28 protein-coding genes are annotated in these 23285 nt (G+C 34.3%); 1 reads left to right on the forward strand and 27 read right to left on the reverse strand.

Going from position 1 to position 23285, the window contains the following annotated elements:
- Positions 1-447, reverse strand: coding sequence for a c-type cytochrome (locus GJV85_RS11955; protein ID WP_207561610.1), 447 nt, complete (start codon positions 445-447; stop codon positions 1-3).
- 138 nt (positions 448-585) lie between these two features.
- Between GJV85_RS11955 and GJV85_RS11960 the strand changes: the two genes are divergently transcribed.
- On the forward strand, positions 586-996 hold the full coding sequence (locus GJV85_RS11960) for an RrF2 family transcriptional regulator (RefSeq protein ID WP_207561611.1): 411 nt from the start codon (positions 586-588) through the stop codon (positions 994-996).
- 2 nt (positions 997-998) lie between these two features.
- On the opposite strand, the gene GJV85_RS11965 is transcribed toward GJV85_RS11960, so the two are convergent.
- The 26 genes from GJV85_RS11965 to GJV85_RS12090 form a co-directional block, all read right to left on the reverse strand.
- Positions 999-3344 (reverse strand): PD-(D/E)XK nuclease family protein, encoded by a 2346-nt coding sequence (locus GJV85_RS11965; protein ID WP_207561612.1) that lies wholly within the window; start codon positions 3342-3344, stop codon positions 999-1001.
- A 3-nt stretch (positions 3345-3347) separates the two neighbouring features.
- Positions 3348-3848 (reverse strand): FixH family protein, encoded by a 501-nt coding sequence (locus GJV85_RS11970; RefSeq protein ID WP_207561613.1) that lies wholly within the window; start codon positions 3846-3848, stop codon positions 3348-3350.
- Positions 3841-4545, reverse strand: coding sequence for a 3-dehydroquinate dehydratase (locus tag GJV85_RS11975; RefSeq protein WP_207561614.1), 705 nt, complete (start codon positions 4543-4545; stop codon positions 3841-3843). Before GJV85_RS11975 ends, GJV85_RS11970 begins: the two co-directional genes overlap by 8 nt.
- A 110-nt stretch (positions 4546-4655) precedes the next feature.
- A complete protein-coding gene (locus GJV85_RS11980; RefSeq protein WP_207561615.1) occupies positions 4656-4883 on the reverse strand; it encodes a DUF4006 family protein in 228 nt (75 codons plus the stop codon).
- Between the two features lie 11 nt (positions 4884-4894).
- A complete protein-coding gene (locus GJV85_RS11985) occupies positions 4895-5818 on the reverse strand; it encodes a cbb3-type cytochrome c oxidase N-terminal domain-containing protein (protein WP_207561616.1) in 924 nt (307 codons plus the stop codon).
- 9 nt (positions 5819-5827) lie between these two features.
- Entirely contained in the window at positions 5828-6031 is a 204-nt protein-coding gene (locus tag GJV85_RS11990) for a cytochrome c oxidase, cbb3-type, CcoQ subunit (protein WP_207561617.1), read from the reverse strand.
- Between the two features lie 12 nt (positions 6032-6043).
- Positions 6044-6766: a cytochrome-c oxidase, cbb3-type subunit II gene (ccoO, locus tag GJV85_RS11995; RefSeq protein WP_207561618.1), complete on the reverse strand. Its 723-nt coding sequence runs from the start codon at positions 6764-6766 to the stop codon at positions 6044-6046.
- Between the two features lie 15 nt (positions 6767-6781).
- Positions 6782-8275, reverse strand: coding sequence for a cytochrome-c oxidase, cbb3-type subunit I (ccoN, locus tag GJV85_RS12000; protein WP_207561619.1), 1494 nt, complete (start codon positions 8273-8275; stop codon positions 6782-6784).
- A 122-nt stretch (positions 8276-8397) separates the two neighbouring features.
- On the reverse strand, positions 8398-8913 hold the full coding sequence (locus GJV85_RS12005; protein ID WP_207561620.1) for a hypothetical protein: 516 nt from the start codon (positions 8911-8913) through the stop codon (positions 8398-8400).
- Positions 8914-8980: 67 nt separating this feature from the next.
- Positions 8981-9838: a UbiA family prenyltransferase gene (locus GJV85_RS12010; protein WP_207561621.1), complete on the reverse strand. Its 858-nt coding sequence runs from the start codon at positions 9836-9838 to the stop codon at positions 8981-8983.
- A gap of 192 nt (positions 9839-10030) precedes the next feature.
- A complete protein-coding gene (coxB, locus tag GJV85_RS12015) occupies positions 10031-11254 on the reverse strand; it encodes a cytochrome c oxidase subunit II (RefSeq protein WP_207561622.1) in 1224 nt (407 codons plus the stop codon).
- 12 nt (positions 11255-11266) lie between these two features.
- Entirely contained in the window at positions 11267-11638 is a 372-nt protein-coding gene (locus GJV85_RS12020) for a cytochrome C oxidase subunit IV family protein (RefSeq protein ID WP_207561623.1), read from the reverse strand.
- Positions 11628-12335 carry a cytochrome c oxidase subunit 3 gene (locus GJV85_RS12025; protein ID WP_207561624.1) on the reverse strand — a complete coding sequence of 236 codons (708 nt, stop codon included), beginning with the start codon at positions 12333-12335 and terminating at the stop codon, positions 11628-11630. Before GJV85_RS12025 ends, GJV85_RS12020 begins: the two co-directional genes overlap by 11 nt.
- Positions 12335-13903 carry a cytochrome c oxidase subunit I gene (locus tag GJV85_RS12030; protein WP_430739165.1) on the reverse strand — a complete coding sequence of 523 codons (1569 nt, stop codon included), beginning with the start codon at positions 13901-13903 and terminating at the stop codon, positions 12335-12337. Before GJV85_RS12030 ends, GJV85_RS12025 begins: the two co-directional genes overlap by 1 nt.
- A gap of 98 nt (positions 13904-14001) precedes the next feature.
- Positions 14002-14790 (reverse strand): SCO family protein, encoded by a 789-nt coding sequence (locus GJV85_RS12035; RefSeq protein WP_207561626.1) that lies wholly within the window; start codon positions 14788-14790, stop codon positions 14002-14004.
- Positions 14791-14867: 77 nt separating this feature from the next.
- Positions 14868-15335 carry a hypothetical protein gene (locus tag GJV85_RS12040; protein WP_207561627.1) on the reverse strand — a complete coding sequence of 156 codons (468 nt, stop codon included), beginning with the start codon at positions 15333-15335 and terminating at the stop codon, positions 14868-14870.
- Between the two features lie 5 nt (positions 15336-15340).
- On the reverse strand, positions 15341-15862 hold the full coding sequence (locus GJV85_RS12045; RefSeq protein WP_207561628.1) for a hypothetical protein: 522 nt from the start codon (positions 15860-15862) through the stop codon (positions 15341-15343).
- A gap of 67 nt (positions 15863-15929) precedes the next feature.
- Positions 15930-16688 (reverse strand): sulfite exporter TauE/SafE family protein, encoded by a 759-nt coding sequence (locus GJV85_RS12050; protein WP_207561629.1) that lies wholly within the window; start codon positions 16686-16688, stop codon positions 15930-15932.
- 24 nt (positions 16689-16712) lie between these two features.
- Complete coding sequence (gene carA, locus GJV85_RS12055; RefSeq protein ID WP_242689789.1) at positions 16713-17858, reverse strand: glutamine-hydrolyzing carbamoyl-phosphate synthase small subunit; 1146 nt, start codon at positions 17856-17858, stop codon at positions 16713-16715.
- A 3-nt stretch (positions 17859-17861) separates the two neighbouring features.
- The gene (locus GJV85_RS12060; protein WP_207561630.1) at positions 17862-18413 is read right to left on the reverse strand and encodes a DUF507 family protein; all 552 of its coding nucleotides are present in this window, start codon (positions 18411-18413) and stop codon (positions 17862-17864) included.
- 64 nt (positions 18414-18477) lie between these two features.
- The gene (locus tag GJV85_RS12065; RefSeq protein WP_207561631.1) at positions 18478-18987 is read right to left on the reverse strand and encodes a MotE family protein; all 510 of its coding nucleotides are present in this window, start codon (positions 18985-18987) and stop codon (positions 18478-18480) included.
- The gene (locus GJV85_RS12070; RefSeq protein WP_242689790.1) at positions 18984-19418 is read right to left on the reverse strand and encodes a flagellar export protein FliJ; all 435 of its coding nucleotides are present in this window, start codon (positions 19416-19418) and stop codon (positions 18984-18986) included. The genes GJV85_RS12065 and GJV85_RS12070 overlap by 4 nt, the downstream gene beginning before the upstream one ends.
- Positions 19419-19445: 27 nt before the next feature.
- A complete protein-coding gene (locus tag GJV85_RS12075) occupies positions 19446-20696 on the reverse strand; it encodes an adenylosuccinate synthase (protein ID WP_207563194.1) in 1251 nt (416 codons plus the stop codon).
- Positions 20697-20715: 19 nt separating this feature from the next.
- Positions 20716-21564 carry an ATP phosphoribosyltransferase regulatory subunit gene (locus GJV85_RS12080; protein ID WP_207561632.1) on the reverse strand — a complete coding sequence of 283 codons (849 nt, stop codon included), beginning with the start codon at positions 21562-21564 and terminating at the stop codon, positions 20716-20718.
- The gene (locus tag GJV85_RS12085; RefSeq protein ID WP_207561633.1) at positions 21564-22676 is read right to left on the reverse strand and encodes a pyridoxal-phosphate-dependent aminotransferase family protein; all 1113 of its coding nucleotides are present in this window, start codon (positions 22674-22676) and stop codon (positions 21564-21566) included. Before GJV85_RS12085 ends, GJV85_RS12080 begins: the two co-directional genes overlap by 1 nt.
- 185 nt (positions 22677-22861) lie before the next feature.
- Entirely contained in the window at positions 22862-23257 is a 396-nt protein-coding gene (locus tag GJV85_RS12090) for a response regulator (protein WP_207561634.1), read from the reverse strand.
- Positions 23258-23285 lie beyond the last annotated feature (28 nt).

Here is a 23285-nt window from a genome sequence, read left to right on the forward strand (position 1 = left end):
TTATCCTTCAATGTTTGGTGGCCATTCGTTATCATCGATACGAGATGTCCATATTAAAAAGTCAGCTAAGTCGTTAACCTGAGTTTGCGTTAGGTTGAACTGTGGCATTTTTCTTCTACCAGGTTCACTAAGAGGCTGTGCAGCCATCCATCCATTTAAATACTCTTTAAATGAAGCTTCATCGCTAGCTCCGCGACGATCAAATACATTTGCAAGCTCTGGTGCATAGTAAGCACCCTCACCCATAATAGTATGGCAACCCACACAGTTGTTTGTCTCCCATAAGTTTTTACCACGCGCAACAGACTCTGTAATCTTATCTGCGTTTGATAGTTTGGGTACTTTTTGTACTGTATCTACGCTCAGGCCGGCAAATACTAAAATAGCAAACAGTCCCCCACCGAAGTAGATATTTCTAGCCATATTTTTATTAATACGTTCAGACATTGATAACTCCCTTATTTAATTCTACCTATGAGTAGTATATGAAAGTTTAGCAGAGTTATATTTAATTCTACCTTGAAGTAGTATTTAAAAGTTTATTAATATGATTAGAGTATACTTAGCAAAATAGTTGGAGAGAAGATGCAATTACACAAAACATCACAGTATGCTATTCGTATACTTTCATACATAGCTAACTCTAGTGATACCCTGCTTAGTGCTAAGGTGCTCTCAGAGACTTTAGATATCTCATATAAATACTTAACAAAAATAATGACTGAACTTGTAAATGGTGGATTTATACTCTCAATAAGAGGTAGAGAAGGTGGTTACAAGTTAGTAAAGAGCGCTTCTGAAATTACTATACTTGAAATTTTAAATTATTTTAAAGAGCTTGAGGAGTATAACGAGTGTATCTTAGGTACAGGATTTTGTAACCCTAATAACAAGTGTATCTTGCATGACCAGTGGCTTGAACCAAAAGGCCTTATAACAAAAATGTTTGCAGAAACTACTCTTGATAATTTTGATAGCGAACATTTTAAAATCTAAACTTATTCTCTACCACACATAATTTTATACTCACAGTAGAGACAATTCTTTATATCTTCGCACTGCTTAGTATCAATCTCTTCAAGTGCTAATAAATCTTTTATATGAGATTGGAGTATCGATAACTTCTCAGTTAAAAACAGTTCAGGAATAATGGTAGACTCTTTTAAATCATAAAATCCGCATCCAGTCACATTTCCTAAACTTCCCGAGAGTATATGATAAAACTCTAACTGAAAGTCTGTAGCCTCAGTGAAATTATTTTTATTGTAAAGAGTGTATGAGCCTGTTTTATAATCTAGCACTTCTATATCATTGTCTAGTTTATCTACTCTATCTATCTGTCCCATTAGAGTCATGCCATGATAAGGAGCTTTAAAACTCTCTTCCGTTGCGACTACTCTATACCCTTGAGCAAAACGCTCTATTTCATTTTTTGAAAATGCCCTAAGTCGTTTTTTTTGTATGGCTATCAAGTACTTGTCTAACTCGCTTCTACCCTTAACACCATCAAGTTCTCGCTCAAGGTCGCTTTGTAACTCTTTTTCATCTGTGTAAAAATTCTTTTTAGAGTAGAGATTCTTTAAGGCCTCATGAACTGCATTTCCTATTTCATGTTCTTGGGGCATGTCTTTAGGAATAATATGCGAGCTTAAGCGCTGAATGTATTTATGGTAATACTTGCGTTTACATGTAAGGAATGTTTTAAGTCTTGTACTTGATAGCTCCACGCCTTTAAAACTATAGGCAATAATCTTATCTTCAAACTCTACTCTTTGCTTATCCTCTCTTGTAAAGAGTAGTGATGCAACATCTACTTCTTCATGTATATTTTTATCTTTGATGCCGAGTTGTTTTAAGAACCTAGAAGCACTACTCTCACTTGAGGCTACAAAAGAGATCGCTACCTCTTTAGAGGAGTTTATAAGCATCTCATAGTAGTGGCGTTGGAGGTTCTCTCTATCACTCATGGTTGGCAAGTTTGCGTTTTCCCTAACTTGTGAGTTTAAGAACATATCTTTATCACTGCGTTTAGGCACATTTTTATCATCAAAGTCTACGATTATGACCGCATCAAACTTCACAGAACGAGTTTCAAGCACTCCCATAACGGTAACTTTACCACCCCTAACGTCATCTAAACTTCTAGCGGCCAACCTTTGCAAAAAGAGTTTTAACAAAGACTTCACACTCATATCTAACATAAAAGGGATGACTTTTTTAAAGCTATGAACCTCTTCAGCAAACACCTTTAGTTCGCGTTTATTAGATATCAGCTCTTGAATGGTTTGAAGTAGTTCTATAAAGTCAAACTCACTCGCTTTTTTACCAAAGATTCCCAGTAGTAAGTTTTGAACTTCTCTGCCCACTCTCTCAACTCTGGCATAGTTCTCTTTTGAGTCTTGTTCAATCTCTTTGAGTGACGCGTTTAACTGCTTATAAATTTCGCTCTTGCTAAATGACTCACCCATAGCAAGGTTAAGGTTTGATTTATCATCAAAACTTTTAAGAGTATCTGCCATCTTCTCATTAGGAAGTATTACGGCTATATTTTCAGGCTGATACCCTTTTTTCACAAACTCATATATTTTATTTTTAACAAACGCCACTTGAATGATAGACTCGCTAAAACTCTCACAGCTTACGTTTGTGTTTTTAACAATCTTCTCTTTTGAACTGACATCTTTTTCATTAAGTGATATTTTATACTCATATCCACTCTCAAGCCTTATACCTAACTCTTCAAATCTACTCTGCATTTTAGAATTAAATTGACTTGTCGTAAAAACTAGCTCCACTCTGCAAAACTGAGTACATTTTTCTAAAAGTTCAAACTCAAAGTTAGTCAGATGTCCATCCACTTTTATAGTGATACTACTGTGTGTTTTAGCATAAGAGTCGTTAAACTCATAAAGTTTTGGTAAAAATATTTTATCTAAGTACTCTCTCTCCTTACACAGTTTTTCATAACGTTTATAAAGCTCTTGAAGTATACTGATATGCTCTTCATACTCAGCATAAGTATCTGCGTTTAAAAGATTTTCAATCTCATACATCTCAGCGCTAAGTTCTGCAAAAAATTTAAAGATATAAGTAGAGTTTTTAGTAAAAGTAAAAAAGTTTCTCTCTATCTGAAGATTTGAGAACTCTTTGAAGTCAGAAGCCTCAAGAAGAAGTAAAACGCGACTATCATCATCTATATACTTATACCCTTTTACGATGCACAGTTTAGAGATAAAATCACTCATAGTGATGTAGTTAGGTAAAAAAAGGGTTTCTTCTTCTAAGGAGAGTTGCTCGTGGCGAATTGCACGAGCTGAGGGTAAAACTATAGTAGTCTCATCCATTTTCTAGTATTCGTATGAGGTTGGATTTCTAGTGTCAGATTTTATATTTAAAAATCTATAATTTTTTCCTATTTCTACTTTTAAAATTAGGTTCCATACGCCAGCCTTGCTAAACTTAGCATCTGTAAATGTATAGACTCCATTCTCAACAATAGTAGGACTAAGGGTTTGATCTAATTTATTTGTTTCAGGTCGACTTATTGCAAGAGTTAAGACAGCATCATTTACAGCATTCCCATTTTTATCACTAATTTTATATGAAATATCCGTATCTTCTTTTAATGTAGTGCTATTTAAATACTTTACATTATACTTTTTATCAAACTCTATTTTTGCCTGTATCAATATATTTGCATTCAGATCGGCTACTTGATACTTGCTCATATATGCATCACTCTCTTGTATCTCGGCACTCTGTGTAACAACGATAGTCGCAACACAAAATCCAAATACTAATATAATTGATGCCGCAATTGAATATGGCCAGATTCTTCCTTTACTCATTCTCTTTTCTCTTTCTTCTCATGTAAATTTTTCTCTTAATGTACATAAATACTCCATAAACTATGAAACTATAAAAGAAAAACTTCACAGCCAAAATCACATAGTCACTATTCTTACTAGAAAATGAATCTAGCCTAGTCCCTTTACTCACAGCAACCTGTTCTGCTATATCAAGATATCCATTAAACATAGAGCCAGAGTACTTTCCAAGTAGTTCACCTTTTTTAGCTTTAGAAGCTAAAAGTGGTAAAATACTTCCTCCATAATCGCTACGCATCTCATTAAAATCATCCCATGATTTTGTGTAAAATATTGCCATGAAATAAGCTTGAACGAGAGAAGCCGATGGGCTTAGTACCTGTTTTTTATTAAAATAGTTATATAAAGACATATCATTTACTGCGATATCAACCCTTGAATCCATTTCCGAAAAAGTCAGTAAAATAGTAGGCTCATTGAACTCTTTTAAGAGCTCCTTTTCATAATCTACAACATTAAGACCATTAGGTAGTTCTTTAAGCATTACAAGACGTAAAGATATACCAGTTTTTTTATAAAGTTCACTACCAAGAGATTCTATCTCTTCATTAAACTTTGGATTAAAAATCACTTCATCTTTATATAAATATTCTGCAAATAGTTGAGTTTGAAAAAACAGGGTAAGGATGAGGGCCGCAAGCCCTCGTGAGTATTTCAATAAAACTTCCTAACCAACAAAGAGATGATTTGGAGTTACGACAACATAAATTGTGTAAGCTGCCATAAGTACGAGACCAAGTGCAATAATTTTTTCCATTCTTTTCCCCTCTACTTTACATCTACAATGTGATTAACTCTACTTTGAGTATCAAACATTTTAATTGATTTTTCATCTTTTATATCATAATAGTTCGTAGCACTTTCTGTTTGATAATCATATGACAGATAAGCCAATGTCAAAACAACTACAACTAGAACTACAGTAGCAATTAAAAAGCCTACCATTCCATCAAGGACCATTAGCCCTCTTTTAGTATTTACGCGATCGTCATTCATAATTGCCTCCCTTACTTACTTAGGCTAGTGATGTATGCACCAACAGCTTCTTTTTGTTTAGCATTTAGTCTATCAATAGCTGGCATAACACCTATTGCACCCTTCATACCATGATTAAGCACATTTGTAACAAGAGCAGTGTCAAATGAAGCAATATTTGGAGCAACATACTCCATACCCATTCCTGTTTCACCATGACATGAAGCACAAGTACTAGCAAATACATCGCCACCAGCTCCATTCATACCATTTGCTACATAAGCAGATACAGCATCGATTTCAGCATCTGTAATTAAAGCACCTGTATTCATGTTGAAGAGGCCATTACGGTCTGGCATAGGATTTTCAGATCCCATTAGCATATTGTTAGAGCCATTTTCAATTACATGTTTAACAGATTTTGCTGCGATTCTTTGATTAAGATTTGCAGCTTTTCCATCAATTCCATCAGCAGCAATACCGTGACAAACTTTACACTCTGCTAAAAATACAGACTCACCCATCTCAATTAGTCTATCACCAGTTATTGAGGCATACTCTTTTTCAAATTTAGCATTATGAGCTGCTGTATCTTCATTATACTCACCAATTTGTGAATACGAATTTACAGGATAACCCATAGTAAAATACCACATTGCCCATACTAAGGTAGCAAGAAAAATAATTGCCCAACCCATTGGTATAGGATTTTTATACTCGCCAATATCATCCCATGACTCATCCGCTAATTCACCATCAGCAGTATCAACTTGCATTTGGCGAACATATTTAATTACAACAAATACTGTAATTATTACAAGTGCAATTGCACCTGCAACTGCAAGCATATTTACTATATCACCATTAAAGCCACCCTTAGAGCCAATTACTGAAACGTAAGTGAAACCAAGCATTGCAGCTGTTATTATAATTCCCCAAAGATAAATCTTATTCATATATCTCTCCTATTTCTCTTTTTCTTGCGATTTAGCGTTTACCGGAGTATCCCCTAAGTCATCATGAAGTGCAAGGTCAGCATACTCTTCATAGTCGTGACCATCTGCATCTTTTCTGTTTTTATATAAGTGATATATATATGCATACAGAGCGACTGTCATAAATACAACCACTGCAAGATAAGCATAAGCTTGAAATTCAGCAATATCCACTTTAAATCCCTCTTATTTTAGACTATTCATATAAGCAATAATAGCAACAATTTCAGGAATCTGACCATTTGCAACTGCTTCTTTAATGTTTTCGTCTTTCATATCAGCTACGATTAATTTTGCTTCTTCTAAAGCTAAACTTCTCGCATCCGCAATATTATCCCCAATTAATACTATAGATGTACTACCATCTCTCATAGGTATTAATTGTGCTTTATCTGTCCCTTTATCTTTGTTGAAAGTATAAGGTACAGCAAATACACTTTCAACTGTTAATTGCTCTGCATAAGCAGTATCAATATCAGTCATATTATCATATAACCAACCATACGGAGGCATAATAGAACCAGGTACAACACCCGCTGGATCTTTCATGTGATTTTCATGCCAGTCAGTAGTTCTGTAGTTACCAACTCTCATTAAATCTGGACCAGTACGCTTTGATCCCCAAAGGAAAGGACGATCGTATGCATACTCACCACTTAAAGAGTAGTGACCATAACGGTCAGTCTCAGACTTAAATGGGCGAATCATCTGTGAATGACAAGCATTACAGCTATTTTTAATATATATTTGACGACCAGCTAACTCTAATGTAGAGTAAGGCTTTGTCCCAACTAGAGGACGTGCAGACTGTACAAAGTTAGGGATGATCTCAACTAAACCAGCAAAAGCAATTGTAATAAATACACCTAGCGCAAAAGCAAAGGGATTTTTTTCTAACCAATGAAACATAATATAATCCTTTTATTAAGCGCCCATAGGCGATGCATTTTGTAGCTCTGACTCTTCAACACGACGAGCAGATGTAGTTTTATAGATGTTATAAGCAAACATCAAGAAACCAACTAAGTAAAGTGTACCACCAACAGCACGAATTGTGTAGTATGGGTGAAGTACTGTAACTGTATCGATGAATGAGTAAGCAAGGTTACCAAACTCATCGTGAGCACGCCACATCATACCTTGAGTAATACCTGCAATCCACATAGAAGTAAAGTAGAGTACTATACCTAATGTTTGAACCCAAAACTGTGTAGCCATTAATGACTTAGAGTAGATCTCGCGTTTAAAGAAGCGTGGAGCCATGTGATAGATTGCAGCAACTAATGTAAATCCAACCCAACCAAGTGCACCATCATGAACATGACCAACAATCCAGTCAGTAAAGTGAGCAATAGCATTTACAGATTTAATAGCTTGAATCGGACCTTCTAATGTAGAGAACATATAGAATGTTGAACCAAGAATCATAAACTTAATCAATGGAGATGAAGCAACTTGTTGCCACTCACCCTTCATTGTAAGAAGCATATTAATCGCTGAACCCCATGAAGGTAGGATTAGAACTACTGAGAAAATAGATCCCATAGTTTGAACCCAATCAGGAACAGTCGTATAAAGAACATGGTGTCCTCCAGCCCATAAATAAACAAACATTAAACCCCAAAACGAAAGTAATGAGAGTTTATATGAGTAGATTGCTTGACCAGACTCTTTTGGTAAAAAGTAATATATTACCGCAACGATTGGTGTAGTTAAAACAAATGCAACTGCATTGTGACCAAACCACCACTGAACTAATGCATCATTAGTACCAGCATACATAGAAACAGAGTGATACCATGCACCAATCATTGTCTCACCTGCTGGTGATGTAGCAAACATTGTTGGAACTTCTAAGTTGTTTAGAAGGTGAAGCATTGCCACTGCTAAGAATGTAGCAATGTAATACCATATAGAGATATAAAGTGATTTCTCACGTCTCATACCAACTAAACCAGCTATTCCAGCACCCCAAAGCAACCAAATTACAGTAATACCAAGATCTAATGGCCACTCAAATTCTGCGTACTCTTTTGATGTAGTAATTCCAAGTAATAAAGATATAACGATGACTGCTGAAGCAGCAAAGTAAATCCAGAAATGAAGTTTCCCGATAATCATAAGTGTTTTTGACTCAGCCATAGAGACTTTTAGTACACGTTGACCAACAAAATACCAACTTGACCAAACGGCACTTAGCACAAAACCATAGATAACACTATCTGTATGAAGCACTCTTAATCGACTAAAGTTTGTATATTCAGCCAAACCTTCACCAAGAAATGAGTTAAATTCAGGATAGGCCATTTGCCATGCCATTATAACCCCTACCAACATACCAACTGTACCGACGAATATTGCATTCATCATAAACAGTTTAGCTACTGTATAGTCATATTCTAAAGGACGATTTTCCATTTAGACTCCTCAAAGATTGAAATATAAAGATTTAGCTGAATATAAACTAAAACTAAATTTTTATGTTTCATATTTTATCGGTTAATTAATTTAATAATCCTTAAAAGCTGTTATTATATTCACTATATGTTTTTCTTATCTCTCTTTAAAGCTTCAATTAAGTCTTTGTTTTCAATCTGCATTTCTTTAAAAGAATCTTGTAGGTATTTATGAAGATTATCTTCGTTTACTCCTTCTTTAATTGCTTTTGAATAATAATCAAAAAAATTATTATAAGGCGTAATCCCTGATGAGACTACCATCTCTAAATCAATCTCTTTAAAGTAACTATTCCAAGATGGAGTGATCTTTTTCACTACACTCTTTTTTAGTTTCCATGTTATAGCTGCAACAACCATCATTAAAATAGATGAAAGTACTATGTAAAGTACAATACAAGTTGCAATACCTAATTTATCAAATACATATTGGTTAAAGACAACAAAGTATTCTATGACAGGGAGGGAAATAAAAAAAAGTATGTATACAATGTTACTTAATCCACCTATTGGGGCAGAATTAAATATCATAAGCTTTTTTCCGGATGAAGATGTAAATGTTGATAATATCTCTTTTAATGAGAACTCAGGATTTTTCATAACAATTCCTTGAAAATATGTGGGGTTGAAGAGAGGCTGCAACAAAAAATCTGTTGCATGATGAAGCTTAGACTTTTAAGAACTCATCTATGCTTACTAATATAATAGTTGCTAAAAAAGCACCATTAATCTGATAAAAAATAGCTCTTGCTTTTTTAAGTACAAAGTTTTTACTAAGTAGCTGTAAACTACTAGCAAAACCAAGTATAGCTGTAATTATAAGTAAGATATTAATAGTCATACTAGCAGGTTCAAATATACTAACCATAAAATAACCTGTCTGTATAGTGAAAATCAACCATACAAAAGTTAGCTTTTGCAAAGTATTTTTTCCAAAAAGACGCATAGCAGTTGGATAGCCACCATTATCATAATCACCGTAAAATAGCATTACCAATAACCAAAAGTGAGGTATCTGCCATATAAAGTAAAATAAACCTAGAGCGTAAAACTCTACTTCAAGTAGACTATGCCCAGCAGCTAGCCAGCCAATTGCTGGAGGTATCACACCAAGTAGGGCACCTGGTACAACCGCTAAAGCACTAGTCTTCTTTAATGGTGTATAAACAAGGTTATACCAAATAAATGCAAATAAAAATAAATTGAACCCTATCATACCTAGTAGGTTGTAAATAATAACTAGTGAGACAAGTATCAGTAAAGATCCTATGTATATACCACTCATAGGAGACCATTTACCAGAAGCTATTGGTCTATTTTTTGTACGTTCCATTAGTGCATCTGATTTATATTCTTGTACTTGATTAAGCGTAGACACACCCATAGCAACTAAAAGTACAGCAAACGTTGCTATATACATATCAGTCCCAGTTTCGCCCTTTGCCATTATATATGCAAAGAGAGCCGAGAGGCTCACAGCAAAAGATAGAACAAACTTAGTTAATGATATCAAATCTTTAATCACTGACAATCCTTATTTTAATAATACATCTAACCATAGTTAATTGTTGGAATCATACCATGAAACCATTTTGTTAACTTTAATTATAAACTTATATAAGATCATTCACATGAGCTTAAAAAAGTCTACAAAAAAAGTCCCCTTACCTATGTAGTAAGAGGACAATTCTTTATAAATAAGGATAAAATCCTTTAATTATTTTGTGCTATTGAGATATTCAGCAATTGCTGAAATTTCTTCTTCTGACACATAAGGGAATGCTGGCATAGTACCCATCATACCCTCTTTACCATTCTTCAATACATTACGTAAAAGGTCTGCATCGTATTCTACAAGATTTGGAGACATACCGTACATACCTTTACCATCTTCACCATGACATGAACTACATGCTGCAAATGAAGCTGGTTGATCACCTTTCATACCACTAGCAACATAAGCTGCAATCTCTTGAGCATCTGTACCAGTAGCCATACCAGCTGGCATCGCACCCATAGCATAACCAAGTTTATCTTGACCATTATTGATCACATCTAATACTTGCTCTGTAGTCAATCTTCTAGTGTTAAGAGTTGGTCCTATAAGTTGTTTATCTGTTCCAACTGCATGACAGCTTTTACATCCATGTTGTTGTAATACAGCATCACCTGATTTACCATAGTCACCTTTTGGTGTATCATCACTACTATTGAACCAAGCATTATATTCTGCTTCTGGAAGTACAACAACTCTAGAGTACATATATGAGTGATCAGTACCACAGTACTCAGCACACTCAACATCATATTCACCAATATTTTCAGCTTTAAACCACTGTTTTGTTACACGACCTGGAACCACATCCTCTTTTATACGGAAAGCTGGAACATAGAATGCATGTAAAACATCATCAATTGGTGCACTCATCTCTAAGATGATATTAGTATTAACTGGTACATAAAGTGCCGATTTACCCATTGTACCTTTTTCAAGGACATTTCCTTTGTCATCTTGCTTAGGCTTAGTAAATGCTCCACCAAGTTTGTGAACAAAACCATTTGCATTTGCTGGATATTCATATCTCCATTTCCACTTAGAGCCTTCAACTTTAACTGTAATACTTTGATCAGCATTAGGTAAGTCTCTTGCTACTGTCATAGATGAATAACCATAATAAAATAGTACAAATAGCATAGCTGTTGGGATAGCTGTCCACAAAATCTCCATTAGAGTATTATGTGTTACATTTTTGATATCTTCATTTTTAACATTACTCTCACGGTATTTCCATGCGAAATAGATCATTGGCAGTACAACAGATGCAAAAAGCACTATTGAAACTATTAAATTTATATATAAAGCTTCGTCAATACTTGCCCCGGTGATAGTACCACCAGAATCAAATCCTTGAAGAGTGTTTGCAATAACTTCTTTAGACATTTTTATGACTCCTTAGTGTTCTGCATGTGCTTCTGGAGCACTGTGTGCTGCTGGAGCACTTTTTGGTGAATTAGTGATATGTGACTCTTCAGCAAACTGAAAATTACTCACATCGTATATAACAACTAGAAAAAAGAAAATAACTAAGAAAACTGAAAACACTACAGACCATCCAATTAGTTTTTCACCTTTAAGGTGCATGTAATAGAATAGAATCATTAATGCTTTGATAAGACCAATTAATAACTGGATACCAAATATATTTTCTGTTAAGAACATTGTTGGCTGAATAAATGTTACAGCCGTTAGAACTAAAAGTCCAATAAGAACTTTATAGTATCCACCCTTCTCTGCTTGATAATCTACTTTTACATTAGTGTCCATGTGTTACTCCTCCTGTTACGTCGCCTGCACCTATCATATAGAAATATGGAAATACAAATACCCAAATTAAGTGAACTAAATCCCAGTAAAGAGCTATATTCCAATGCAATATATGGTGACCTGGAGTTACTTTGTTTGCATTAATACGTTTGATTAACCATATCATAAGACCAATACCTATAATGATGTGAAAACCGTGAAGACCAGTCATTGTAAAGTACATACCAAAGAAAAGGATTTCACCAAATGCTTTAGAGTGTGCATTTCCTGACTGAAGTGCATCAAGACCTAAAAACACTCCGTGATTATACTCAGCAGTCCACTCAACAGCTTTTACACCTAAGAAAACTATAGCAAGTAATATCGTAGCCCAAATCATAAGTTTTGCACCCTTAACATCACCACTACGCATTTTTAATAGACCAAGACCCATTGTTAGTGCTGATATCAACAGAACCACTGTATTAAAACCACCAAGGTATCTGTTAAGACTAGCAGATGCATTGATAAAATCTGCATGATGCAGTGTAAAATAGTAAGTTAATGTAAGGAACATAGCTCCAAACATCATTACCTCAGTAAGCATGAATAACCAAAATCCTAACTTACCACCGTAAAAATCACCTTGCCAACCTTGAACTTCGTATTCTTTCCCATCGCGACTAGTCGCGATTTCTGGTACATATTCGTGTCCCATTAGTCAATCCTTTTCATAGTTTCATAATCAAATTTTACCACTGGCTCACCATGGTGATACTCATAAGGCTTAAAGTCAACATAAGGAACTTTAGAATGGTTCTCTAATGGTGGTGGTGATGTTGGACAGTGCCACTCAAGTGTAGTTGCATGCCATGGATTAAGACCTGACTCTTCACCATTTCTCCATCCAGCAATTAAGTTTAAGAACATTACCGTTAAACCAACAAATATAACTACTGCACCAACTCCTGAAATTTGATGATAAATTTCAAACTCTGGTAAATAATCAAAATAACGTCTTGGCATACCGTAGTAACCAGCGATAAACATTGGGAACCAAAGTAAGTTAATACCAATAAAGTTTAGGTAAAAAGCAATTTTAGCCGTTCCTTCATTGTACATTTTACCAGTTACTAATGGGAACCAATAGTGAAGACCAGCAAATAGTAAGAATACAACACCACCAAGAATAGCATAGTGGAAGTGAGCAACTGAATAGTAAGTATCCTGTAAGTGAATATCAGCACCAATCATTGCAATTGTAACACCTGTAAGACCACCAATAGCAAAAGTAATAATTGTACCTAGTGCCCATAACATTGGTGATTTAAGGATAATTTTACCCTTATACATTGTAGCAATCCAGTCATAAAACTTAATACCAGTTGGAATAGCAACAAAAAATGTTAGGAATGAGAAAATAGTTTTAGCTATATCTGACATACCAGAAGTAAATAGGTGGTGACCCCAAACAATATAACCAATACCTGCGATTGATGCAGATGAAAGAGCAATTGTACGGTAACCAAAGATTTCTCTTCTTGAAAACACTGGAATGATTTCAGACATAATACCAAATGCTGGAAGAATCATAAGATAAACAGCTGGGTGAGAATAAATCCAAAATAGGTGCTGGAATAAAACTGGATCTCCACCTTTTGCAGGGTCAAATATACCAATACCAAAATATTTCTCTAAGATAGCAAGAACTAATGTAATACCTACAACTGGAGTCGCAAGAAGTTGAATCCATGCTGTAGCATAGATACCCCATACAAATAGTGGCATTTTAAAGAAGTCCATACCTGGAGCACGTAAACGGTGAATTGTTACAAGGAAGTTAAGACCTGTAAGAATTGAAGCCATACCAAGAACAAATGCTGCAACAAGTGTAGTAATAACATTTGTACCAGTATTTAAACTATATGGTGCATAAAATGTCCAACCAGTATCTGCAAAATTAAAGTCTAAGCCTTCGCCTGTAAAATTAAACAGTGAAGTTAGAGCGATAATACAACCTACGATGTACAACCAGAATGTAAACCAGTTAAGACGTGGGAAAGATACATCTTTAGCCCCAATCATTAATGGCATAACAATATTTCCAAAAATAGCTGGAATACCTGGAATGATAAATAAGAAAATCATAATTACACCATGTAGTGTAAAAGCCTGATTAAATGTATCCCCATCCATAAATTGTGCACCTGGTGCAAATAACTCTAATCTCATTAGCATTGCCGTAGAAACAGCAACTAAAAAGAATGTGAACATAAACAACCGCATACATAATACCAATACGTTTGTGGTCGATTGTCAACATCCACTGCCAAAATGTGCTTTTTGGGTGACCAATAGCACAGTGTGTTTCGTCGAAATAAGTTTTACTCATTGTTTTCTCCTTTTTTTTGATGGTCGTCCTCTTTTCTTCCAGACTTAACTAGAAAGTAGAAAAAGCCAAATACTAGCGTTAACATTATTATTGCTGCAAATTTTTCCCAAGCAAAGATATATGTCTTTCCTTTAGCATCATATGCAAAACAATATGGTAATGCTTTAGCGATTGTCGAGCCGATTTTACCCTCTGCAGCATCTATTAATGATATTTTAGCATTGAATGGAAGTTGCTCAATACCATTTAAGTATCGAGTCACTTTTCCTTCAGGTGATAAAACAATTAATGCAGCAGTATGAATATAATCAACTTTTCCATTATCAGCTACTGTTTTTTGGAATGAAAATCCTACAGTATCTGCCAAAACTCCCGAACTATTGTTCTCGCCAATAACAAAATGCCAAGCATCAGCGACATACTCTCTAGTCATAGATGCAAGTAAGTTTTTACGCTTTGCCGCTGCTAAATCTGCTGGTTCATCCTCAGCAAAACTAACAGTAAGAACTTTATAATCCGTGTTTTCAGCTAGGTCTAATCGACTAAGCATTTTTGCTAAATCATTTAGTTGTGGAGTACAGATACCTGCACATCTAAAATAATTAAGCGTAAGAATTGTTGGTTTTCCATCCATTAACTCTTTTAAGGTTTTACTTTTTGATTCTTCATCGATAAATGTTAAATCAAGTGGTACCATCACCCCTAACTTCTCTTTGATACCTATAGTATCTGCATTTGCAAAAGTAAGAAGTAAAGATAATACCAATATAAATTTTCTCAAATGTACCCTCCTGTAGAAAATAACGCAGAAGTATACAAAAGTTTTGTTTAAATCAAACTTGAACTAATTTATCTATTTTAGATTGATTTAAGTTTTATAACTGATAGTGATGTTGGTCGTATTAATATAAGTGTAACTAATGCTATTAACAAAAACAGATAGAAGTATAAAATCTCCCCTGAGACCTTGTATGCGATAATACCAAAGACTGTATTGCCTTGGGGTATAAGAAAATACAACAACTTAGTATGCTTTTTTATTTTTAAGTTTAAGTCATAATTATTATTACTTTTACTTAAGTCACTATTAGATTTACTTAATTTTCTGATATATCTATACATTAGAATATAATATAATACAGGTAATTCGATTAGCTTATATATAATAAGAAAATAGATAATAAAAATATTGTACTTTCCATCAAAATAAGTAACTGGATCTAATGAAAAGTTTATGTGAAAGATAAAACCAATAATGGCTATGATGAAGATTGCAGATATCATAATGATTCTGCGTTTATGAAGGTACGTAACTAGTTCTTGCATCTGCTTTAGTATAGACTTCTTATACTCACACCTATATAGATTGCAATAAGTCCAAGCAGGATGTTAATTGGTAAAAGATGTTCACTTACTAGCCACATACAGTCACTCTGTTTTTGTGGCTTACAGAGTCTACAATTTGCCTTACTTAATATCCATGTCATCAATATCATGTTCATAACCATGACTATCCAGATAATAAACTTTGCATTGATGTATTTATATGCTTCAAATTTACTACTATCTAATATAAAACCTTCTGCATCCATAGCTTCTTCTCTATAGCCCAATCCCATTAGTATTGAAGTTAGTAATGAAACACTAATAAAAGGAATTAAAGCGATAAAAAACTTTTTAAAGAGTCCTGCCCTACTTGCAAACCTACGATCTACTTGAGTATCCTTACTTGCAGCTCTAGTTAAAAAGTGAAGTGCAGCCATTCCCCCTACCCATACAGAAGCAGTTACAACATGTAAAAAAATCACTATATTTGGATAATTATCCATAATAGCATAAATTAGTTCTCTCATAAAATTCTCCACTCGATATTATATAAACTGAATCATATCAGCTAATATATTCAAACACTCTTAAATATCAACTTCCACATTTTCCAGATGCACAGCCACTCTCTTTTGAGTCCATAGCTTTCATAGTGGAGTTTGAGTTATGTAGAAATTTATCATACTGCTTGTAAGCTTTAATAAGAGTCCATCCACCATAAAAAATAACAGTTATCGCAGCTAGATTTAGCATAATTTGTCTAAATCTATTTTGTGTGAAAAGCCCTACTATAAATGCAAAGCTAAAGAGTGTTGGAATAGTAAAAATTCCAAATATAAACATTACTATTCCGCCAAGTAGTGCTGATTCAGTTGTAGTTGCGGTTACTAGCATTGTGTAAACTAATCCACACGGAAGAAGTCCATTTAACATTCCAAGTATAAAAAAACTTTTTAGGGTAGCTGAGCTAAGCTGAGCTTTGAAAATTCTCTTAAACCAATTATGTTTTGTAATAGGATACTCAATAGTGTTTAAAAATTTCAACTTACCTGCAAAGGAGAGGCCCATCAAAATCATCATAATACCAGTAAGTCCAAATAAAATTGCTCTTGAAAGCGGGGTTACATCCCATAAGGAACCAAAATATCCAAATAAAATACCCAGAAGTGTATAAGAAGTAACCCTTCCAATGTTATATAAAAAATGAGAAAATATTTGTGCTGTTTTTGAATCTTCAGGTTTGATTTTTGCAGTAGTGTATGTAACTATAAAGCCTCCACACATTCCTATGCAGTGACCGATAGAGCCTAGTAAAGCAAAACTAATAATCGCAGCTAATTCAATATTTTCCATGTGTATAATTAAGCTTTAATCTAACTATCTATTTTCTTTCATAAGAGTCACAAACTCAGAAAATATATATGCACTCTCTTTTGGACCAGGGCTAGCTTCAGGATGATGCTGTACTGAAAATATTGGAGAATCTTTATATTTCAGTCCTTCTATTGTGTTGTCAAAAAGATTAGTATGAGTTATATCAGCAATTTCAACTATATTATCAGGAACATTATAGTTATGATTTTGTGCAGTTATCTCAATAAAGCCACTCTTTTCATTTTTAACAGGATGATTTCCACCATGATGGCCAAACTTTAATTTAAAAGTATCATAACCATGTGAGATGGAGAGAAGTTGATGGCCCAAACATATACCAAACATTGGTATCTTTGCTGTGATCAGCTTTTTAATCTGCTCTTGTTCTTTTTTAAGTACAAGTGGATCACCAGGACCGTTTGATAAGAAAACACCATCTATTGACTTCTCTTTATATGCTTGTATTAAATCTTCGGCAATAAAATCATTTGGTATTACTTCTACTCCTATTCCCGCTCCAACAAGTTCATTTAAGATATTGCGTTTAACACCGAAATCTATAACTGCTATTTTTACTTCTGTTTGTGGAGCTTCATTATATTTAAACTCCGTAGAAGAGTATGTGCCACTTGTATGTTTATAAACTTTTTTTGTACTTACTTGCTCTATATAATTAATATCTTCAATACGAGGAGATGATTCAAGAATCTTTTTCAGTTCATCTTTGTCGCTTATTTCACTAGAAGCTATCATCATCATGGAACCTTCGGCTCTTAACATTTTTGTTAAATATCTTGTGTCAATATTACAGATACCCATAACATTGTGTTTAACTAAAAAACTATCAAGCGATTCTTCCGCTCTAAAGTTAGAATAACGTGGCTGGTATTTTCTTACTATCATGCCTTTAGCATGTGCGCCTGCGCTCTCCATATCCTGCTCGTTAGTCCCTACATTACCTATTTCAGGCATTGTAAATGTAACAAATTGACCAGCGTATGATGGATCAGACATAATCTCTTGATAACCGCTAAGAGAAGTGTTAAATACAATTTCACCCACTACCGTATTATCTGCACCAAAGCTATTTGCTTCTAAAAATGTTCCATTTTCAAGGTATATCCAAACTTTTTTCAATGCATCACTCATTTTTTACTCCATACCTCTTTTAGTCATCTCTTCACGATAGAGCTTTTCATGTAAAATTTCAAACTCATCAGTTCCTGGAATAAACTTTCTCTTATATGAACGAATTTTATCCATTACTGCGTCTTCAATTTCTGAAGTATCTGCAAGAAAAGACGTCATTGCGTTATAAATAATATTTTTAATGCGATTTTCCGTAACGTCAAAATGGATTAAATCTTCTTCATATAGTTCATCTAAAACTTTATGAGCAATATCTGAAAATCTCTCTTCATAATTTAAGATTACGTCAAATTCTGGAGCTAGTTTTTTCTTAATCATAAAAAAGAGTTGTCTCTCATCTGCGAGCATAAATTCTATCTCTTCTTCATTATCATCGCAGATGTCATTTACCTTATCTTCGAGTGCCATCTCTTTTTTAACATTCTCTTCAAGAATTTTTTGAGCTTCAAAAGCAACAGGCTCTAAGCCCCTAGTCATAGTTACAACACCACTTTTATTTAAATCAATCGCTATTTTATTTGATATATGAGGAATAGTTTTTAGTGATATTTTCATCTGTGTAGGACCCTACTTATTAATTAAATTTGGACATTTTACACTAATTAAAGTAAAAGTTTGATTACTTACTTAAAAGTTGTGAGAGGAGTGATGCTTTTTGTGGATCCATTTTAGTTAAAATTTTTCCTACTACTTTCGGTTTAAGTGATTGTAAAATAACTGAGGCTTCATTTGCTTGCATCTCAGAAAGTATATTGGAAGCTGCAGCTGGCTTCATCTTTGCAAATGTTTGAGCAATTTTACTCATTTTAGTATCTCTTAGCTGCTCTAAAATAGCCTCATTTTTAGCTAACATCTCTTTTATACTCTTCTCTTTTTGAGATACTTCTAAAAGCTTAGAATCAACGCCTTCTTCTTGGATAGCCAGTTTCTTCTCTTTTTGTTTTAGCAACTCTTCTGTTGCAGTTTTAAGTGCACTTAGAGACTGTTTTTGTTCATCAATTCTTTCTAGTTCAACAAGAAGTTCACTTTTTCTTTCTTGAAATATCTCTGTACATTCAAACAATCTATCACTAGTATCAAGTGAAAATAGAAGTGAATAAAAGAGAGATAAAAGTAGTATAATTTTCATGAAGCTTCCTCTATATTTCTTTTATTATCATAAGTAATAAGTGCTATATCATCTAACTCTTTGGACTCTTTTACTTTTTGAAGTTTAATCATCATTTTTATCTCTTGAACGTCAAGATAGTTAAATTTTTCAAACTCAATCATATCTAACTTTAGTCTCTCTTTAGCAGCTCTAATCTCATTTTTAGCAAAATCAACCCACTCTTCATTATGCTTTATCAATGAACGCTGAGAATCTAAAAGGGTTCTTGATGATAAAAATTCTGATATTGTGCCAGATTTAGGAGTATGTATGTTTTGAAGTTGTGTGTATGAGGATTCAAGTGCCTCTTGTGCATTTTTTAAATTATTATTAGCAGACTCTAAAACTCTCTCACTCTTTTGCATTATGTTTTTTTTAACACTTACAAGAGAGGTATATCGAGTTTTCATAACGAGTGCCTTAAAGTTTGAATTACATTAGAGTATTATTGTGTCTTCTCTCTCAGGTGATGTTGAGATTATACCAACTTTTGTTTTACTAATCTCTTCAATGATTTTTACATACTCTTGAGCTGTAGCAGGAAGTTCATCAAAAGTTCTAGCGCCTACAGATTTATCCCAGCCTTTAAAAGTTTTATAGATTGGCATTACATCTTCAAGGTTTGATGGAAGATAATCAATCTCTTTTCCATCAAGTTCATAAGCTATACATACTTTTACTTCATCAAAACCATCAAGAACATCAAGTTTCATTAAAGCTAACTCATCACAACCATTTAAACGCGAAGCATATCTAGTAGCTACTGCATCAAACCAGCCACAACGACGAGCACGACCAGTAGTAGTACCAAACTCATTGCCTTGTTCACCTAAACGCTTACCAGCTTCACCTAAGTCTTCACTTGGAAATGGTCCATTACCAACACGAGTACAGTATGCTTTTACAATTCCTGTCACTTTACCAATATCTTTTGGATTGATTCCAAGACCAGTACAAGCACCAGCACTTACAGTTGCGGAAGATGTTACATAAGGGTACGTACCATGGTCAATGTCAAGCATAGTCCCCTGTGCACCTTCTAGTAAAATTCTTTTGTTCTCGTCCAATGCTTTCCATACCATTTGTGTTGTATCTGTAATAAAAGGAGCTAACTTCTCTTTATAACCCTCAAGTTCTGCTAATAACTCAGACTGAGTTGGAGTAGGAATCTCATAAATATCAAAAATAGCTCTATTTTGCTCAAAATATTCTATGATTGAAGCAGCTAGTTTTATAGGATTTAAAAGTTCGCCAACTCGAAAACCAGTACGATTGATTTTATCAGAGTAGGCAGGCCCAATTCCTTTACCAGTAGTACCAATGGCCTTATCACCTTTGAGTCTCTCTTTGGCTTGGTCTATTAAAGCGTGATAAGAGAGGTTTAAGTGCGCTTTATCAGAGATGTATAAACGCCCTTCTAAACCTTCAAACTGTACCATCTCTTTTATAATTGATGAAGGAGAGAGAACGACACCATTTCCTACAACATTAATAGCATCAGGGTTTAAAACACCAGAAGGAATAAGATGAAGTGCGAACTTAACGCCATCTACCCAGATAGTATGACCCGCGTTGTGACCACCTTGGCTTCTACAAACCATATCGTACTCTTTTGCTAATCTATCAACTATCTTACCTTTACCTTCGTCACCCCATTGGATTCCTACAATTAAATCTGCTTTCATTATCTCTTTCCTCTTTCTCTAATTACTTCGTTAATTCTTCACAGATAGTATCTGTGTATATTGCAAAACCTACTGATGTGAGATTTTCATTTTTATATCTTCCACCACGTGCATAAACTTCATTACCATTAATACATCTAAAAAAGACTTCATCATAATAGAGCATTTTTGCATAATACAGAGGTGCAATTACCGTATTTTTACATGATATTTCAGAACACAATTTCTTCATTTTTTCTAGTTCTTCTTTTATTGCTTGTGGCGCCAAAGCTATAACATCATCTATCTGCTTAACATATTGTAAATATACAAGTTTTGTAAGCCATTCTACTTTTAAGCTTATAAACTTATCGATATTTATATGTATAAAATCATCAATACTTAGTTCATCAAACATTTCAACTAAAAGTTTAGGAATCATGATATTTGATATCTGCGTTAATGGATTAATCTCTAACTTATCAAAAATATCTATCGCTAAATTTAAAACAGTTGATAACTTCTGCTCACCCATGTACTCCACGCCAACTTGATACTGTTCATGTGTTGGATAAGTTACAACCGGCTGAATGTAAAACCACTTTTTCTGCTCTGTATTTGCTCCTAGACGCTTCTCAATAATACGAACCACGTCAATGGTAGAGTCAGCACGGAGTGATAAAGAGTTGTTCTTTTCATCGTTTACTCTAATAAGCTTTTTTTCATCAGCAATACTTAGATGCTGGTGATATGAAAAGATTGGAGTTACTATCTCTTCATATCCATCTGCATATAAAATTTCACTAGCGACATTTTCTACATGGCGTTTAACTCTTGCACTTTGGCCAAAGTAAAGTTTTGAGCCATTTGGAATTTCATGTTCAAGTATCATTATTTAGCCATTGCAAATGTAATTTCATTAAAAATTCGATTTGCAGTTCCATCATACTTTCTTCTGCCAAGCTTATCAAGTGAAAGCTCAACAGCGTTTACAACCCATGCCATTTCATAGTTTGAGATAAGCCCCATTTGGTTAATGCGAAATATTTTACCTTTTAAGTGGTCTTGCCCACCTGCTACATTTACGTCAAATTTTTCTTTTAATAGATTACGAATTTCACTAGCATTTTCATCATCTATTGTTGTCATTGACTTTGCAGGAGACTTAGGATAAATGTGCAGTCCTAAAGCTTCTAACGCAGAGCCAACGGCATTTGAGCGAACTTCAGTATCAGCATAAAGCTTATCTATTCCACCATCAACTTCAATCATTTTTAAAACTTCTAAAAGGCCAATTATTAGAGTTGTAGCAGCTGTCCATGCAGTTGTATTTTCTCTTTGCTTAGCTATTTCGGTTGCAAGATTTAAATAATAACCTTTACCTGCTCCTATTTTTTCTATAGCACTATTTGAGAGTCCTAAGATTGATAAACCTGGTGGAAGCATAAGCGCTTTTTGACTTCCAGCAATTAAACAGTCAATATTTGTAATGTCAATTGATTCAACGCCAACAGCTGTGATTCCATCAGCTATTATCATAATATTTGGGTTTATCTCTTTTGCCGCTTTAGCTATCTCTTCTACTGGGTGGCGAAGTCCACCAGCTGATTCGCTAATTTGTACCGCAATCGCATCAATACTTGAATCACTTTTAAGAGCACTAACAATAGCTTCAACACTTACAGGCGTATTCCATTCATTTTTTATCTCTTGTGAACCCAGCCCATTTGCTTTTGCTATCTTTCCAAAACGCTCACCAAATTTTCCAGAGTTAACATTTAAAAGTGTGTTATGACACAAGTTAATTACAGCCGCTTCCATAGCACCCGTACCACTTGAAGCTATCATTACAACTTCATCAGTTTTAAAAAGCTTAAAAAGATGCTTTCTTGTCTCTTCGAATATCGCTTCAAATTCAGGAGTACGGTGATGCATCGTCTCATCACTCATTGCATTACGAACATTTTGTGGAACTGGAGTTGGTCCAGGAGTAAAAAGTAACATTATAAATTCCTAACAAGGTTTAGTGTTTCATACAGATAAAAAGGTCTTCTCTATCATAAAAACCTCGTATTATATCGAAATAAGTTTAAATATAGTTCCCTGTTAATCCACTTTGGCATTCTAGCCCTCATTTTATATCTATTGAACTATTTTGATTAGAACTATAACCTCAACTATTAAGGAACTTATTTTGATGCCATTCTTGCTGTTATTTTGTCTAATGTTGTAAAAATTGTATTTTCGTTAAATGGTTTCACTAAATAACCATTTGCCCCTTTTCTTATCATCTTTAGTACATCTTTCTTTGTACCATCTGTTGTTGCCATAACTATACGTATTCTATTCCACTCTTTATGCTCGCGAACTCTATCGACGACCTCTTCACCATTCATGTTTGGCATATTCCAATCAAGAAACATAATATCAATTCGCTCTTTTTTCATAACCTCTAATGCTTCAATTCCATCTTGCGCTTCAAAGGTTTTAAATGCTTTCCAATGAGATTTATCAAAATAACGGCTTACTGCACTTGATAATACATGTCGGCTAATCTTACTGTCATCTACAATTAGTATGTTCATGCTTTTGCCTTTGTGCTATTATAATAAA

It is taken from the genome of Sulfurimonas aquatica (assembly GCF_017357825.1).
Classification (GTDB): Bacteria; Campylobacterota; Campylobacteria; order Campylobacterales; family Sulfurimonadaceae; genus Sulfurimonas; species Sulfurimonas aquatica.

Excerpts from the sequence above, each read along its gene's own strand:
- GJV85_RS11955 (WP_207561610.1), bottom strand. The coding sequence starts at position 447 with ATGTCTGAACGTATTAATAAAAATATGGCTAGAAATATCTACTTCGGT.
- GJV85_RS11960 (WP_207561611.1), top strand. The coding sequence starts at position 586 with ATGCAATTACACAAAACATCACAGTATGCTATTCGTATACTTTCATAC.
- GJV85_RS11965 (WP_207561612.1), bottom strand. The coding sequence starts at position 3,344 with ATGGATGAGACTACTATAGTTTTACCCTCAGCTCGTGCAATTCGCCAC.
- GJV85_RS11970 (WP_207561613.1), bottom strand. The coding sequence starts at position 3,848 with ATGAGTAAAGGAAGAATCTGGCCATATTCAATTGCGGCATCAATTATA.
- GJV85_RS11980 (WP_207561615.1), bottom strand. The coding sequence starts at position 4,883 with ATGAATGACGATCGCGTAAATACTAAAAGAGGGCTAATGGTCCTTGAT.
- GJV85_RS11985 (WP_207561616.1), bottom strand. The coding sequence starts at position 5,818 with ATGAATAAGATTTATCTTTGGGGAATTATAATAACAGCTGCAATGCTT.
- ccoO (WP_207561618.1), bottom strand. The coding sequence starts at position 6,766 with ATGTTTCATTGGTTAGAAAAAAATCCCTTTGCTTTTGCGCTAGGTGTA.
- ccoN (WP_207561619.1), bottom strand. The coding sequence starts at position 8,275 with ATGGAAAATCGTCCTTTAGAATATGACTATACAGTAGCTAAACTGTTT.
- GJV85_RS12005 (WP_207561620.1), bottom strand. The coding sequence starts at position 8,913 with ATGAAAAATCCTGAGTTCTCATTAAAAGAGATATTATCAACATTTACA.
- coxB (WP_207561622.1), bottom strand. The coding sequence starts at position 11,254 with ATGTCTAAAGAAGTTATTGCAAACACTCTTCAAGGATTTGATTCTGGT.
- GJV85_RS12020 (WP_207561623.1), bottom strand. The coding sequence starts at position 11,638 with ATGGACACTAATGTAAAAGTAGATTATCAAGCAGAGAAGGGTGGATAC.
- GJV85_RS12025 (WP_207561624.1), bottom strand. The coding sequence starts at position 12,335 with ATGGGACACGAATATGTACCAGAAATCGCGACTAGTCGCGATGGGAAA.
- GJV85_RS12030 (WP_430739165.1), bottom strand. The coding sequence starts at position 13,903 with ATGCGGTTGTTTATGTTCACATTCTTTTTAGTTGCTGTTTCTACGGCA.
- GJV85_RS12040 (WP_207561627.1), bottom strand. The coding sequence starts at position 15,335 with ATGCAAGAACTAGTTACGTACCTTCATAAACGCAGAATCATTATGATA.
- GJV85_RS12045 (WP_207561628.1), bottom strand. The coding sequence starts at position 15,862 with ATGAGAGAACTAATTTATGCTATTATGGATAATTATCCAAATATAGTG.
- GJV85_RS12050 (WP_207561629.1), bottom strand. The coding sequence starts at position 16,688 with ATGGAAAATATTGAATTAGCTGCGATTATTAGTTTTGCTTTACTAGGC.
- carA (WP_242689789.1), bottom strand. The coding sequence starts at position 17,858 with ATGAGTGATGCATTGAAAAAAGTTTGGATATACCTTGAAAATGGAACA.
- GJV85_RS12060 (WP_207561630.1), bottom strand. The coding sequence starts at position 18,413 with ATGAAAATATCACTAAAAACTATTCCTCATATATCAAATAAAATAGCG.
- GJV85_RS12065 (WP_207561631.1), bottom strand. The coding sequence starts at position 18,987 with ATGAAAATTATACTACTTTTATCTCTCTTTTATTCACTTCTATTTTCA.
- GJV85_RS12070 (WP_242689790.1), bottom strand. The coding sequence starts at position 19,418 with ATGAAAACTCGATATACCTCTCTTGTAAGTGTTAAAAAAAACATAATG.
- GJV85_RS12080 (WP_207561632.1), bottom strand. The coding sequence starts at position 21,564 with ATGATACTTGAACATGAAATTCCAAATGGCTCAAAACTTTACTTTGGC.
- GJV85_RS12085 (WP_207561633.1), bottom strand. The coding sequence starts at position 22,676 with ATGTTACTTTTTACTCCTGGACCAACTCCAGTTCCACAAAATGTTCGT.
- GJV85_RS12090 (WP_207561634.1), bottom strand. The coding sequence starts at position 23,257 with ATGAACATACTAATTGTAGATGACAGTAAGATTAGCCGACATGTATTA.